13 protein-coding genes and 1 tRNA gene are annotated in these 14,855 nt (G+C 68.4%); 5 read left to right on the forward strand and 9 right to left on the reverse strand.

The annotated features are described in order from the left end of the window. The first annotated feature begins 63 nt into the window (after positions 1-63). The 4 genes from F6Q13_RS02000 (at position 64) to F6Q13_RS02015 (ending at position 4,309) form a co-directional block, all read left to right on the forward strand. Positions 64-447 carry a DUF2752 domain-containing protein gene (locus F6Q13_RS02000; protein WP_293051627.1) on the forward strand — a complete coding sequence of 128 codons (384 nt, stop codon included), beginning with the start codon at positions 64-66 and terminating at the stop codon, positions 445-447. A gap of 29 nt (positions 448-476) precedes the next feature. Then, positions 477-1,895 (forward strand): pyruvate kinase, encoded by a 1,419-nt coding sequence (gene pyk, locus F6Q13_RS02005; RefSeq protein WP_293051504.1) that lies wholly within the window; start codon positions 477-479, stop codon positions 1,893-1,895. 23 nt (positions 1,896-1,918) lie between these two features. Then, a complete protein-coding gene (locus F6Q13_RS02010) occupies positions 1,919-2,761 on the forward strand; it encodes an acyl-CoA thioesterase II (RefSeq protein ID WP_293051629.1) in 843 nt (280 codons plus the stop codon). Positions 2,762-2,878: 117 nt separating this feature from the next. Next, positions 2,879-4,309: a phosphatidylglycerol lysyltransferase domain-containing protein gene (locus F6Q13_RS02015; RefSeq protein WP_293051507.1), complete on the forward strand. Its 1,431-nt coding sequence runs from the start codon at positions 2,879-2,881 to the stop codon at positions 4,307-4,309. On the opposite strand, the gene F6Q13_RS02020 is transcribed toward F6Q13_RS02015, so the two are convergent. The 8 genes from F6Q13_RS02020 to F6Q13_RS02055 all read right to left on the reverse strand — a co-directional run bounded on the left by F6Q13_RS02020 (position 4,248) and on the right by F6Q13_RS02055 (position 12,862). After that, entirely contained in the window at positions 4,248-4,751 is a 504-nt protein-coding gene (locus tag F6Q13_RS02020; protein WP_293051509.1) for a DUF4190 domain-containing protein, read from the reverse strand. The genes F6Q13_RS02015 and F6Q13_RS02020 overlap by 62 nt on opposite strands. 44 nt (positions 4,752-4,795) lie before the next feature. After that, positions 4,796-6,451, reverse strand: a complete 1,656-nt coding sequence (gene cydC / locus F6Q13_RS02025; RefSeq protein WP_293051512.1) for a thiol reductant ABC exporter subunit CydC — start codon at positions 6,449-6,451, stop codon at positions 4,796-4,798. After that, positions 6,444-8,048, reverse strand: a complete 1,605-nt coding sequence (gene cydD / locus F6Q13_RS02030; protein WP_293051631.1) for a thiol reductant ABC exporter subunit CydD — start codon at positions 8,046-8,048, stop codon at positions 6,444-6,446. The genes cydC and cydD overlap by 8 nt, the downstream gene beginning before the upstream one ends. 53 nt (positions 8,049-8,101) lie before the next feature. Further along, positions 8,102-9,142: a cytochrome d ubiquinol oxidase subunit II gene (cydB, locus tag F6Q13_RS02035; protein WP_293051514.1), complete on the reverse strand. Its 1,041-nt coding sequence runs from the start codon at positions 9,140-9,142 to the stop codon at positions 8,102-8,104. A 25-nt stretch (positions 9,143-9,167) separates the two neighbouring features. Beyond that, positions 9,168-10,616, reverse strand: coding sequence for a cytochrome ubiquinol oxidase subunit I (locus F6Q13_RS02040; RefSeq protein WP_293051517.1), 1,449 nt, complete (start codon positions 10,614-10,616; stop codon positions 9,168-9,170). A 113-nt stretch (positions 10,617-10,729) separates the two neighbouring features. After that, a complete protein-coding gene (locus F6Q13_RS02045; protein ID WP_293051520.1) occupies positions 10,730-11,329 on the reverse strand; it encodes an HdeD family acid-resistance protein in 600 nt (199 codons plus the stop codon). Between the two features lie 50 nt (positions 11,330-11,379). Further along, positions 11,380-12,720 carry an adenylate/guanylate cyclase domain-containing protein gene (locus F6Q13_RS02050; protein WP_293051523.1) on the reverse strand — a complete coding sequence of 447 codons (1,341 nt, stop codon included), beginning with the start codon at positions 12,718-12,720 and terminating at the stop codon, positions 11,380-11,382. 68 nt (positions 12,721-12,788) lie between these two features. Continuing rightward, positions 12,789-12,862, reverse strand: a tRNA-Leu gene (locus tag F6Q13_RS02055). Between the two features lie 108 nt (positions 12,863-12,970). On the opposite strand from F6Q13_RS02055, the gene F6Q13_RS02060 reads away from it, so the two are divergent. Further along, complete coding sequence (locus F6Q13_RS02060; RefSeq protein WP_293051525.1) at positions 12,971-13,591, forward strand: ANTAR domain-containing response regulator; 621 nt, start codon at positions 12,971-12,973, stop codon at positions 13,589-13,591. 91 nt (positions 13,592-13,682) lie between these two features. Here F6Q13_RS02060 and F6Q13_RS02065 read toward each other — a convergent pair whose 3' ends face one another. Next, a complete protein-coding gene (locus F6Q13_RS02065) occupies positions 13,683-14,846 on the reverse strand; it encodes a lipid-transfer protein (RefSeq protein ID WP_293051634.1) in 1,164 nt (387 codons plus the stop codon). Positions 14,847-14,855: the final 9 nt, after the last annotated feature.

The following is a 14,855-nucleotide window of genomic DNA, read 5'->3' on the forward strand; positions in this document are numbered from 1 at the left end:
GGAGAGCGGCCTGGCATGCTGGCGGGCGTGAACGCTTCGTCCTCACCTGGCGGCCACCGTGGCATCATCTCCAGCCGCGGCCGCATCCTGGGCGCCGGGGCCCTGCTGGTGGGCGTGCTCGGCTACGTCGGCCTGGTGGACCCGCACAACCCGCACACGGTGTTCCCGCCGTGCCTTTTCCGGAGGCTGACCGGCTGGAACTGCCCCGCGTGCGGCGGTCTGCGGATGGTCCACGACCTACTGCACGGTGACCTGGGCGCCGCCGTCACCGACAACGCGTTCCTGCTCGCCGGCATCCCGCTGCTGGCGCTGTGGATGCTGGCGCGACGCCGTGACGCAGCGCCGCCGATAGCGGCCATCGTCGCGGTGGTGCTCGTCACAGTTGTGTGGACGGTGCTGCGTAATCTGCCCGCGTTTCCCTTAGCGCCGACTGTGCTTCCCGGATAATTCAGCTGCCGGGACTATGCTGTGTAGCCATGGCGAGGCGCGGCAAGATCGTCTGCACCCTCGGCCCGGCCAGCAACACCGACGAAACGGTCAGGGACCTGGTCGAGGCCGGAATGGACTTCGCCAGAATGAATTTCAGCCACGGCGACTACAGCGAACACAAATCGGCCTACGAACGGGTGCGGGCGGCCTCCGACGCGACCGGCCGGGCGGTCGGGGTGCTCGCCGACTTGCAGGGCCCGAAGATAAGACTGGGACGCTTCGCGGACGGTCCGACCTTCTGGGCCAACGGCGAAACCGTGCGGATCACCGTCGCGGCCTGCGCAGGCAGTCACGACCGGGTGTCAACCACCTACAAGCAGTTGGCCAACGACGCCGCGCCCGGTGACCGCGTTTTGATCGACGACGGCAAGATCAGCCTGGTGGTCGAGGAAATCGACGGCGACGACGTGGTCTGCACGGTCACCGAGGGCGGCCCGGTCAGCGACAACAAGGGGATGTCGCTGCCCGGGATGAACGTGTCGGCCCCGCCACTGTCGGAAAAGGACATCGAGGACCTCAGGTTCGCGCTGGACCTCGGAGTCGACATGGTGGCGCTGTCGTTCGTGCGTTCACCGTCGGATGTCGAATTGGTCCACGAGGTGATGGACCGGGCCGGGCGCCGGATACCGGTGGTGGCCAAGCTCGAAAAGCCTGAAGCCATCGACAATCTCGAAGCCGTCGTGCTGGCCTTCGACGCTGTCATGGTGGCCCGCGGCGATCTCGGGGTGGAGTTGCCGCTCGAAGAAGTTCCGCTGGTGCAAAAGCGGGCCATTCAAATGGCCCGGGAGAACGCGAAACCCGTCATCGTGGCCACCCAGATGCTCGACTCGATGATCGAGAACTCACGCCCGACCCGGGCCGAGGCCTCCGACGTCGCCAACGCGGTCCTCGACGGCGCCGACGCGCTGATGCTGTCCGGGGAAACCGCCGTCGGCAAGTACCCGATCGCAGCGGTGCAGACGATGTCGCGGATCATCTGTGCAGTCGAGGAGAATTCGACCGCCGCCCCGCCGCTCACCCACGTGCCGCGCACCAAACGCGGGGTGATCTCCTACGCTGCCCGCGACATCGGCGAACGCCTCGACGCCAAGGCGCTGGTCGCCTTCACCCAGTCCGGCGACACCGTGCGCCGGCTGGCCCGCCTGCACACCCCGCTGCCGCTGCTGGCGTTCACCGAGCTTCCGGAGGTGCGCAGCCAACTGGCGATGACGTGGGGCACCGAGACGTTCATCGTGCCCCATCTGTCGAGCACCGACGGCATGATTCGGCAGGTCGACAGGTCGCTGCTGGAACTGGGCCGCTACCGGCGGGGAGACCTGGTGGTGATCGTCGCGGGCGCACCCCCGGGCACCGTCGGGTCGACCAACCTGATCCACGTGCATCGCATCGGCGAGGACGACGTGTGACCGTGTCCGACTTCGACGAGCTGATGGCCGTTCTGGATCTGGGTCGCCTCGGCGAGGACATCTTCATCGGATCGCACCCCAGCAAAAACCCGACGCGCACCTTCGGCGGCCAGGTGATGGCGCAGGCGTTCGTGGCGGCCAGCCGCACCCAGCGCCACGACCTGCCGCCTAATGCGCTGTCGGTGCACTTCATCAACGGCGGCAACCCGGCCAAGGACATCGAATTCCGGGTGGCGCGGCTGCGCGACGAGCGCCGCTTCGCCAATCGGCGGGTGGATGCGATGCAAGGCGACACGCTGTTGGCCACAGCCATGGTGTCCCACCTGTCGGGTGGGCAGGGACTTGAGCACAATGTCGCCGCCCCGCCGGTCGCCGACCCGGATGGCCTGCCGAAACTGGATGCGTTGCTGCGCGGTTACGAAAAAACCGTGCCGCAGTTCCTCAACGCGCCGTGGCCCATCGAATGGCGCTACACCAACGACCCGGCGTGGGTGATGCGCGACAAGGGCGACCGGTTGGCCTACAACCGCGTCTGGGTCAAAGCCGACGGTGTCATACCCGACGATCCGGTGCTGCACGCCGCGACGCTGGTCTACTCGTCGGACACCACCGTGCTGGACTCCATCATCACCACACATGGCCTGTCCTGGGGTTTCGACCGGATCTTTGCCCTCACCGTCAACCACACGATGTGGTTTCACCGCCCTGTCAATCTCAACGACTGGGTGCTCTACGCCACGTCGTCGCCGGTGGCCGCAGATTCCCGCGGGCTGGGCAGCGGGCACTTCTTCGACCGCGGCGGGCAGCTGGTCGCCACCGTGGTGCAGGAAGGCGTCGTGAAATACTTCCCCGCTTCACGTCGCTGAGGCGGCCGCCGGGCAACGATCCGGCAGCAACACGCGCCGCGGCACCCCCGCGACCGGTATCGAAGCGTACCGTTTGGGGTAATCGCCCGGGGCAAGCAGAGCAAACCGGAGGTGGGCGTGCGCGAGTCATCGGTCGACGTCGCACCCGGACTGGGCGCCAGCGAACGGGTCGTCGTTCACGTTGATTCCGCCGCGGCGCGGCTGATCGGCGCGGCCGCGGTGCTCAGCGCCGGGACGTGGCTGATCGCTCTGGTCGTTCACGATCACCGCCGCACCGATTGGCAGGCCAGCCGGCTGGAGTGGTCGCTGACCATGCTCGCGGTGGTCGCGCTGATCGCGCGGGGCATTTTCCTGGGGCGTCCGGTGACCATCAAACACGCGGCCGCCGCCGCCCTCGCCGTGCTCCTCGGGCTCGCCGCGCACATGCTGGCCTTCGACCTGGTCGGTGACCTGCTCATCGCCGGATCGGGGCTGGCGTTGATGGCGCCGACGACGGCGCGCCCGCGCCCCGACGACTTGCCGCGGGTGTGGGCGCTGGTCAACGCCACCCGCGGGGACCCGCTGGCCCCGTTCGCCATGCAGGTGCGCAAGTGCTACCACTTCAGCGCTGACGGCGGCGCAGCCCTGGCTTACCGTACCCGCATCGGCTATGCCGTGGTCAGCGGCGACCCGATCGGTGACGAAACGCAATTTCGGCAGCTGATCGCCGACTTCGCGGCGATGTGCCGCGCCCGCGGCTGGCGCATCGTCGTGCTGTGCTGCAGCGAGCGCCGGCTGGCGTTGTGGAGCGACCCGGCGGTGATCGGCCAGCCGCTGCGCGCCGTGCCGGTCGGGCGCGACGTCGTCATCGACGTCGGCAATTTCGCGATGAGCGGCCGCAAATTCCGCAATCTGCGCCAGGCCGTCCAGCGCACCCACAATTGCGGTGTCACCACCGAGATCGTCGCCGAGCAGGACCTCGACGACGAACGGCGCGCCGAGCTCATCGAGGTCCTGCGGGCGTCACCGAGCGGCGCGCACACCGAGCGCGGATTCTCGATGGCCCTGGACGGGGCGCTGGAGCGCCGCTATCCGGGGATCCAGCTGATCATCGCCCGCGATGCCGCGGGCCGGGTTCAGGGCTTTCACCGGTACGCGACCGCCGGCGGCGGAAGCGAACTGTCACTCGACGTGCCGTGGCGCCGGCGCGGAGCGCCGAACGGGATCGACGAGCGGCTCAGTGTCGACATGGTGATGGCCGCCAAAGAGGCCGGGGCGCAGCGTGTGTCGCTGGCGTTCGCGGCGTTCCCGGACATCTTCGACGAAAAGCATCGCGGCCGCGTGCAAGCGGTCTGCTACCGGCTTATCCACCTCGGGGATCCGCTGATCGCGTTGGAGTCGCTGTACCGCTACCTGCGTAAGTTCCACTCGCTGGGTGAGCGCCGCTATGTCCTGGTGCGATTGACCCAGCTGCCCGCCTTGCTCTACGTCGTGATGTCGCTGGAGTTCATGCCGCGCCGCCGGCGTCTCTCACGGCCGGCGATGGCATCGACCCGGGCGTCAGGGTGACGCCGAACTGGTCCTGCACCTTGTCGCGGAACTGATCGGCGCATCGCTGCTGCAGCGCGTGGTCGGGTCCGGCTTTCCGCAGGCAGGCAATGTAGTCGTTGCCGCCGGCTTGCCGCCAGAAGGCGATCCAGATGCCGGCAAAGGCCAACCCGACGAGGACAGCCAGCACGCCCAGCGCGATCCCGGCGATCGCGATCGCAGCGTTGTTGGCCTCGCCGCGCCTGGCCCGTTGCCACCCGACGAGGCCGAGCACCGCGCCGACGACACCGAGGACGATCCCCCCGACCACGGACCACACCGACAACAACCCCGCGACGGCGAGCACCAGGGACGCGACACCGAGACCGTTGCGCGGCCCGACCGGCCGGTAGCCGGGATAGGACGGCGGCGGATAACCGGGGTGGGTGCCCGGTGGGTACGGGTCGCAGTAGCGGTTCGACACGGTGCGCTCTTCGGATCGGGCCGCAGATCGGGCACAGTAGGCGATCAGCCGTCAGAATACTCAAGGGAGCCCAGGCGCAGCTCAGCGCAACGAAGGCCGCTGGGCAGGTGGTGGGTCGCCACCACCACCGTGCGCGCTGCACTGAGCAGCGGGCCGCCCGGATCGAGCAGGCTGCGCAGCAGAGGCTCGGCGTCGGCGGCGTCGAGATGCTCGGTCGGTTCGTCGAGCAGCACGATCCGTGCCGGCGAGATCAATGACCGCGCCAGCAGCAGCCGCCGGCGTTGCCCCGCCGACAGCGCGCGCGCCCCGCCGGCCAGCACGGTCGTCAACCCGTCCGGCAGACCGGCCAGCCAGCCGCCCAGACCAACCCGGCGCAGCGCCGACGTCAGCTCCTCGTCGGGGCAGTCACCGCGCGCCACCAGCAGGTTGTCCCGGATCGTGGTGGCGAACACGTGGGCGTCCTCGGCGAAGAATCCGACCGCGCGCCGTAATTCGTGTTCGTCGAGCAGATCGACCGGGGTGCCGTCGAGCGTGACCTGGCCGCCCGTGGGCGGCACCAGACCCGCCAGGGTCATCAGCAGCGTGGTCTTACCGGCACCGCTGGGCCCGGTGACTGCCAGTCGGGCGCCCGGCGGCAGGTCGACGGTGACTGGCCGTGCGCCCCGGTACCCGGTGAGCAGGTTCTGCGCGCGCAGCCGGGCGGCCGCCGTCGTGCGGGGCAGTGCGGCGCCGGGCTGCACCGGTCGTGGCGGGCCGGCGGGCGCCAGATCCATCAGCCGCCGCGCCGCCAGTCGTGACCGGGTCAGCTGGATCGCGGCGGCCGGCAGGGCAGTGGTGGCCTCGAAGGCCGACAACGGCAACAACATCAGCACGGCCAGTGTGGTGGGCGCGACCGTCGGTGCGATCGCGATGCCCGCGACGACGGCGCCCAGCACGCTGACTCCGATCGCGGCGGTGGGCACGGCTTCGGCGACTGCGGCCGGCCGCGCGGCGGCATCGATGGCGTGCCCCCAGTCACGTTGTTGTCGCTGCGATTCGGCGACGACGGCGGGAAGCGTGCCGCCGACCCGCAGCTGTGGCGCATGCTCGAGCGCCAACATCGCCGCTACGTCACGTTCGCCCCGATGCCGCCGCGCGAGGGCCTCCTGTGCCGCGGCAGCGCGCGCGGCCAACCACGGTGCGGCCACACCGGCCACCAGCAGGCAGGTTCCCATGACCGCCGCGGCCGACACGGAGATGACGGCGACGACCGCGGTGGCGGCGACGGCCAGCACCGCCGCGACACCGATCGGCAGCAGGGCGCGCACCAGCACATCAGCCAGCTGGTCGACGTCCGCGCCGACGCGGGCTACCAGTTCACCGCTGTGCAACCGGGTCGCGATGTCGGCCGGCCCGTGCGCCAGCCGGGAATACAGTTGCGCGCGGGCGGTGCCGGCGGCGCGCAGCGCGGCGTCGTGACTGGCCAGCCGTTCGCAGTAGCGCAGCACGCCGCGGGAAATCGCGAAGGTCCGTACCGCCACCACCGCGACCGAAAGATCGAGCACCGGCGGCATTTGCCAGGCCCGGGTGATCAGCCACGCCGACGTCCCGGCCAGCGCCAGCGCACTGCTCAGCGACAGCACGCCGAGCGCGACGGCCAGCAGCAGACGGGTCAGTCGCGGCCGGAGCAACTGCAGCGCGGCCCGCAGCGGGTCACACATGGGCAGGATGCTCCGCGCAGACCTCGACGACCCGGTCCCCGATGGCCAGGACCGGTTCGCGGTGCCCGACGATCACCACCGTCGCGCCGGCGCGGGCTCTCTCGACTAGGGAACGCAGCACGGTGTTCTCGGTGGCCGCGTCCAGGTGTGCCGTGGGTTCGTCCAGCAACAGCACCGGGGCCGTCGACCCGAAGGCCCGCGCCAACCCGAGGCGTTGGCGCTGACCCAGGGACAGCCCGACGCCGCCGCGCCCGATGACGGTCTGCGCTCCCTGGGGCAGCTGATCGAGGACCGCGTCGAAGCCGGACGCCGCGCACGCGGCTGCGGGGTCTGTCAGCGGCCCGAACAGCGTCAGGTTGTCGGCGATGGTGCCCGGCACCAGTGCCGGGTACTGCGGCAGCCACGCGATCTGTCGCCACCATGCGGTCGGTTCCAGGTCGGCGATGTCGGCCCCGGCGACGGTGACGCGACCCGATGTCGGCGCGATGAGGCCGGCGATCACCTGCAACACGGTGCTCTTGCCCGCGCCGTTGGCTCCGGTGAATACGGTCACCTGACCGGGTTCGACGACCGCGCTCAGCTCGCGGGGCGCCAGCCCGTCACGGCCGGCCACACTGAGCTGCTCGAGGTGGATCACCGCCCCGCGCGCGACCACCGTCTGCGCACCCCGCGTCGCCGGCACGGCGCCGCCGATCAGGGTGAACGCCCGATCGGCTGCGGCCCGGCCGTCCTGGGCGGCATGGAATTCCACGCCAACGCGGCGCATCGGCGCGTACACGTCGGGCGCCAGCAGCAGCACTGCCAGACCGGCGGTCAGGCCGATCTGTCCGGACAGCAAACGCAAGCCGATGTCGACCGCGACGACGGCCACGCCCAGCATGGCCAGCAATTCGAGCACCAGCGCCGAGAGAAAGGCGATCCGCAACGTGGCCATGGCCGACCGCCGGTGCGCGGCGGCCAGTTCGGCGATGCGGCGCTCGGGACCGACAGCACGGCCGAGCGCGCGCAGCGTCGGAATGCCGGCGACCAGGTCCAGCAGCCGGGCCTGCAGGGTGGTCATCGCGGCCAGGGTCGCGGCGGACCGCTCAGCGGTCGCCACCCCGATCAACACCATGAAGATCGGGATGAGCGGCAGCGTGATCAGCACGATCACCGCCGATTGCAGATCGTAGGCCCCGATGACGACAACGCTGGCCGGGGTCAGGACCGCCGCCAGGAACAGCGCCGGCAGGTAGGCGGTGAAATACGGTCGCAGCCCGTCGAGCCCCCGGGTGACCACCGCCGCGGCGGCATCCTGCTGGGTCGTCAGGTGGCGCGGGTCACGGGCGGTGACCGCGGTCAGCACTTGCCCGGCGAGGTCGGCGATCACCGCGCTGGCACCCCGCTGGCCCAGCCGTGCTTGAAGCCAGGACACGACGGTACGAACCGCCCATAGCGCCGACAGGACCGACAATTCCGCTGCCCACTGGTGCAAGCCGCCCGCGGCGGGGTGTTCGATGACCCCGGACACGATGTGCGCCAGCACGATCGCCGAACCGACTGCGCAGCCCGAGATCATCACACCGCAGACCACCGTCGCGGTCAGCAAGCGCCGCAGCGGCGCAGATGACCGCCACAGTCGAGGATCCAGCGGCGCGCGACTGCTCGTGCTCAGGACGGGTGTGTGGCCAGGCCGGCGGACGGCGGTATCCTTTCAACCGAAATACGTTGCCGGAAAACCCAATATGCCCAGCCTTGGTACATCATCACCAACGGAGTCAGCAGTCCCGCCACCACCGTCATGACTTTCAACGTGTAGGGCGTAGACGACGCATTGGCGATGGTCAGACTCCACTGCGGGTTCAGGGTGGAGGGTATCAGGTTCGGGTACAGCGCTCCGAACAGCAGCACCACGACGGCGGCAACGACCACGCCGGCCGACAGGAACGCCCAGCCCTCTCGTTTCCGGCCGAACACCACCGTCACCGCCGCCAACTGCGCGACGACCGCAACGGCCAGCACCGGCCACGTCCAGGGCTTGCCGTAGGCGAGCTGAGTCCAGATTCCGAAGCCGGCGACCAGCAGCGTCACCGGCAGCGACAACCACCCCGCGAACCGCAGGGCGTCGTCGCGGATGGCACCGGCCGTTTTTAGCGCGAGGAACACCGCGCCGTAGAACAGGAACAGCCCAAGGGTAGCCAGACCACCCAGCAGCGTATAGGCGTTGAGCACGTCGCCGATGGACAGCGCCACGTGATGCTCGGCGTCCACCGGCAGGCCGCGGACCAGCACCGCGAACGCCACACCCCACAGCAGCGCGGGCAGCCAGGATCCGGCGGCGATCGCGAAGTCGGCCCAGCCGCGCCACTTCGGGTCGTCGACCTTTCCGCGCCATTCGATGGCGACCGCGCGCACGATCATGCCGAACAGGATCGCCAGCAGCGGCAGGTAGAGCGTCGAGAACACGGTGGCGTACCAGCCGGGAAAAGCAGCGAACATCGCCGCGCCCGCGGTGATCACCCACACCTCGTTGCCGTCCCATACCGGGCCGATGGTGTTGAGTGCTGCGCGACGGCGCCTCTCCGGATCGTCGTTGCCGACCCGGGCCAACGGTTCCATCAGCATGCCCACCCCGAAGTCGAAGCCCTCGAGGACGAAGAAAGCAAGGAACAGCGCCGCGAGGATGCCGAACCACAGTTCTTGAAGGCCCACCGATCGACTCCCTTCTGTCAGGCACTCAATAAGCGAACGACAGCGGAGCCACCTCGTCCGCACCGGCCGGAGCGGGGGCGATCGGTTGCGCGTCGTGTTCCTGCGGCCCTTCGATGGTGTAGCGCTTGAGCAGCCAAAACCAGATCACCGCGAGTATCCCGTACACCACGGTGAACATCACCAGGGAGGTGAGCACCATCGCTGAGCCATGGTGTGAGACGCCTTGCTGGACGGTGATCCGGATCATCTGGTCACCGGTCGGATTGGGGGCCACCACCCAGGGCTGGCGGCCCATCTCGGTGAATATCCAACCGGCGATGCTGGCCAGAAATGGAGTGGGTATAGCCAGCAGCGCGAACCGGGAGAACCACGACTGCGTGGGGATTCGCCCACCACGGGTCAGCCACAACGCGGCCAGCGCGAAGGCCACCGGGATGAGCAACAATCCGATCATCGCCCGGAACGACCAGTAGGTCACGAAGAGATTCGGCTGGTAATTCCCCGGCCCGAACCGCTGCTGGTATTCGCGCTGCAGGTCCTTGACTCCTTGCAATGTGACGCCGCTGAATCGGCCCTCGGCCAAAAACGGCAGCGCGTAATGCAGTTTGACCACCTCGGTGACACTGTCGCAATTGTTGTGCGTGCCGATGGTCAGCAAAGACAAGTCCGGATCGGTCTCGGTGTGGCACAACGACTCCGCCGACGCCATCTTCATCGGCTGCTGGCGAAACATCAGCTTGCCCTGGGCATCCCCGGTGAAGAACAACGCGACCGCGGCGACCAGCACGACAAGACATCCCACGATGGTGGCCGGCCGATACATCGTGCGGGCGTCGTCGGCGGTTTTGCCGCGAACCATCCACCAGGCGGAGATCGCGGCGACGAACGTCCCCCCGGTCAGCAGCCCGGCGGTGAAGGTGTGCAAAAACGCTTGCTGCGCAGTGTTATTGGTGAGTAATGCCCAGATGCTGGTCAGCTCGGCCCGCCGCGTGATCGGGTTGTAGCGCGCGCCGACCGGATGCTGCATGAAGGCGTTCGCCGCGATGATGAAGAACGCGGACATCTCGACCCCGATCGCGACGAGCCAGATGCAGGCCAAATGCACCGCCCGCGGCAGCCGGTCCCACCCGAAGATCCACAATCCGAGGAAGGTCGATTCGAAGAAGAACGCGGCCAGACCCTCCATGGCCAGCGGAGCGCCGAAGACGTCGCCGACGAACCGGGAGTACTCGCTCCAGTTCATCCCGAACTGGAATTCCTGAACGATCCCGGTGGCCACCCCGAGCACGAAGTTGATCAAGAACAACTTGCCGAAGAACTTCGTGAGCCGATACCAGGCGACGTTGCCGGTGATCGCCCAGACCGTCTGCATCGCCGCGACCAACGGTGCCAAGCCCATGGTGAGCGGCACCAGAATGAAGTGGTAGACGGTGGTGATGCCGAACTGCCACCGTGAAATGTCGACGACGTCCATGTGTCATCTCCCCGATTGCGCGGCCTGGGGCCACGGCCTATAACGAACCTACTACGACATAGTGTAGTACCCAAGGGGGCCGATGCCGCGGCCCTGCTGTGCATGCCGGTTGGTCACGACCGAGCCGGACTGTCGCCCGGCGCCGTGAACAGTTTCTTGGCGGCGCTGCGCACACCGAACGACGTCACAATTTCCAGCACGCCGATCACGACGAGCCAGACACCGACGACGAACGCCAGGATGTCGATGGATTCGAACGGCGATGCGATCATCACAATGCCGGCCAACAGGCTGATCACACCGAGAAACACCGACCACCACCGGCCCGGCAGGGTGGGATCGCTGATGGCCGAGATCGTCGTTGCCACGCCGCGGAACAGGAAGCCGACGCCAATCCAGATGGCCAGCAGCAGGATCGCGGTGAACGGATCTCTGCCGAAGTGCCGGAACGCCAGCAGCGCCAAAATCAGCGCCGCCGCCCCGCTGATGAACAGCAGCACCCGTCCGCCCGTCGAGACGTGCAGACTGAATGCGAAAACGACCTGCGTGACACCGATTATCAGCAGATACACCCCGAACACGATGGCGGCGACCAAGATGGTCAGTCCCGGCCATACCAGGGTCAGGATGCCAAGAGCCAGCGCCAGGAGACCCGAGACCAGCGTGGACTTCCACAGGTGCGGCAACAGACTGGGAATGGTGGTGGGTTGCATGCGCGCAGTCTTGCATACCCGCGATCGCGGTGCAGCAATTACCGGTGGTCTCAGAGGATGGCCTGCCGAGGCGTCGCGGCAGTGACTTCCCCGGCGCCGGTGTCGGGCTTGCGCCCGACCAGATACCAGGTGCGCACCAGGCCCTTGCCCTTGACGTTGACCTCGCCGCGCTCCTCCAACACGAAATCGCTCTTCAGACGCTCGTATACGGTCTCGGGCACTTGGATCCGCCCGACGGCATCGGTGGACTCCATCCGCGATGCCAGGTTGACCGCGTCCCCCCACACGTCGTAGAAGAACCGGCGGGAGCCCACCACACCGGCCACCACCGGTCCGCTGGCAAGCCCGATCCGCAGCGGCACGGGGTTACCGTGCGGATCGGTCAGCCCGGCCGCGGTGGCGGCGATGTCCAGCGCCAGGTCCGCCAGCGCCTCGACGTGGTCGGGACGCGGCCGGGGCACCCCGCTGACCACCATGTAGGAATCACCGCTGACCTTGATCTTCTCCAGCCCGTATCGGTCCACCAGCGTGTCGAACGCGGTGTAGAGCCGGTCCAGAAAACGGATGAGCTCGTCCGGCGGCGTGTCGCTGACCCGCTCGGTGAACCCCGCGATGTCCGCGAACAGCACCGAGGCGTCGTCGTACTTGTCGGCGATGACACCGGAGACCGGATCCTTGAGTCGGGCCGCAATGCTGGCCGGCAGCATGTTGGCCAGCAGCGCCTCGGATCGGTCGTACTCGACTTCCATGACCGCCTCGGCCCGGCGGACTTCGCGCAGCGCGTACCACATCGTCGCGACCGCTATCACGCAGGCCGACACCGTGGTCAGCACGAAATCCAGCGACAGCACCCAATCCGGTGCAAGCCCGGTGCTGCGTGGGACGAAGAACTCCAGCGCGATCACCAGCCCCGCGGCGACGGCGGCCAGCACCACCGCCAGCGCGATGTGCTCGATGCCCAGCAGCAGCACCACCAAACATGCGCCGACCAGGAGAAAGAACTGAGAGCCCGCGGCGGTGCCCGCGTCCCAGGCGTTGATGAACACCGAGATGTACGCCGTGCCGGTGAAGGTGAGCGGTGCTATCAGCTCGCCGAAGCGGTTGAGCAGCGGCACGACAGCGAAGATCACCGCGGCGGCGACGTTGATCGACCCGAGCCGCCAGTTTGCTGCTGTGGTGCCGGTCAGGAATGTCACGATCGCGAAGCTCGCGCTGACCATCCCCGCCAGTGACGCAGTGATGGTCAGCACGCGCTGGCGCCGTGCGAGGCGTTCGCTGTAGTGGCGACTACGGGCACGCGAATCTGTCCGCACAGCCGCGACGCAGTCGAGTCTCGGCGGCGCACCATCGGTCCACAGCCGGGTCAGCGGGGCGTCCTTTTTTGCCGCCATGGCCCAAAGCCTAGCGAGTGAGCTGGGCTTTTGGGTGCCGGTCAAGGCTGCTCGGCGATCCTGCGGGGTGCCCTCGGTGGGATTCGAACCCACACTGTACGGGTTTTGAGTCCGTTTCCTCTGCCAGTTGGGATACGAGGGCTCGGCTTCCTCAGGCTGCTGAGGCCTCCCACCATAGAGGATCGGGGTGGTCGCGCGGCGTGACAACCCCGGGGTCGTGGACCGCGCCCGCCCGGGACACAATGGCGTCATGACTGCCGCTGTGCCGGGCGACGACGCAGTCGCCCCACGCCGAGTTCTGGTCGCCGAGGACGAGGCGCTCATCCGGCTCGACCTGATCGAGATGCTGCGCGAAGAGGGCTACGACATCGTCGGGCAGGCCGACGACGGCCAGAAGGCGGTCGAACTGGCCGAGCAGCTCAGACCCGAGCTGGTGATCATGGACGTGAAGATGCCGCGGCGTGACGGCATCGACGCTGCCTCGGAGATCGCCGGCAAACGGATCGCGCCGATCGTCATGCTCACCGCGTTCAGCCAGCGCGACCTGGTCGAACGTGCCCGCGATGCCGGGGCGATGGCCTATCTGGTGAAGCCGTTCACCGTCAGCGACCTGGTGCCGGCGATCGAACTGGCGTTGTCCCGGTTCGATGAACTGATCGAGCTGGAGCGCGAGGTGGCGACGTTGTCCGACCGGCTGGAGACCCGCAAGCTTATCGAGCGCGCTAAAGGCCTGCTGCAGACCAAGCAAGGCATGACCGAGCCGGAGGCGTTCAAGTGGATTCAGCGGGCCGCGATGGACCGACGGACCACGATGAAGCGGGTCGCCGAAGTCGTGCTGGACTCCCTCGACACCCCCAAAGATCACCCCTGACTCCCGGATCGTGAGCGTGCGCTGTTGCGCGCCGACACGCGGCGTGTCGCCCGGCGACACGCACACTCGGCGGGACGGGCGGGACAGCGGGTTAGCGCGCCACGATCACCGAGGAGCCGTGCCCGAACAGGCCCTGGTTGGCGGTGATGCCGACCGCGGCGCCTTCGACTTGCCGCCCGGTTGCCTGGCCGCGCAGCTGCCAGGTGAGCTCGCAGACCTGCGCGATCGCCTGCGCGGGGATCGCCTCGCCGAAGCAGGCCAGCCCGCCCGACGGGTTGACCGGGATCGTGCCGCCGATCCTCGTCGCGCCGCTGCGCAGCAGCCCCTCGGCCGCACCCTTGGCGCACAAGCCGAGATGCTCATACCAGTCCAACTCCAGCGCGGTGGACAGGTCATAGACCTCGGCCAGGCTGAGGTCCTCGGGCCCGATACCGGCCTCGGCGTAGGCCGCGTCGAGGATCTGATCCTTGAACACCCGCTCGGGCGCCGGCACCGCCGCGGTGGAATCCGTCGCGATATCCGGTAATTCGGGTAGGTGCTGCGGATAGCGCGGGGTGCGGATGCTGACCGCCCGCACCGACGGCACACCCTTGAGCGACCCGAGGTGTTGGCGGGCGAACGCGGCGCTGGCCACGACCAGCGCGGCCGCGCCATCGGAGGTGGCACAGATGTCCAGCAGCCGAAGCGGATCGGCCACTACCGGGCTGGCCAGCACCTCCTCGACCGAGGTCTCCTTGCGGAACCGCGCGTTCGGGTTCGCCAGGCCATGGCGGGCGTTTTTGACTTTCACCGCGGCGAAGTCTTCGGCAGTAGCGCCGTAGAGATCCATCCGCCGGCGCGCCAACAGCGCGAAGTAGACCGGGTTGGTCGCACCGATCACATGGAACCGCTGCCAATCCGGGTCGGTTTTCCGTTCCCCGCCCACCGGCGCGAAAAAGCCCTTCGGCGTGGTGTCGGCGCCCACCACCAACGCGACGTCGCAGAACCCCGCCAGAATCTGGGCGCGGGCGTCCTGCAGCGCCTGCGAGCCGCTGGCGCAGGCCGCGTAGCTGGAACTGACCGGCACCCCGGTCCAGCCGAGCTTCTGGGCGAACGTCGCACCGGCGACAAACCCCGGGTAGCCGTTGCGGATGGTGTTCGCCCCGGCGACCAGCTGGATCTGCCGCCAATCCAGGCCCGCCTCGGCCAGCGCGGCCCGCGCGGCGACGACTCCGTAGTCGGTGAAGTCGGTTCCCCATTTGCCCCACGGATGCATGCCGGCACC

It is taken from the genome of Mycobacterium sp., from assembly GCF_008709575.1.
Taxonomy (GTDB): Bacteria; Actinomycetota; Actinomycetes; order Mycobacteriales; family Mycobacteriaceae; genus Mycobacterium.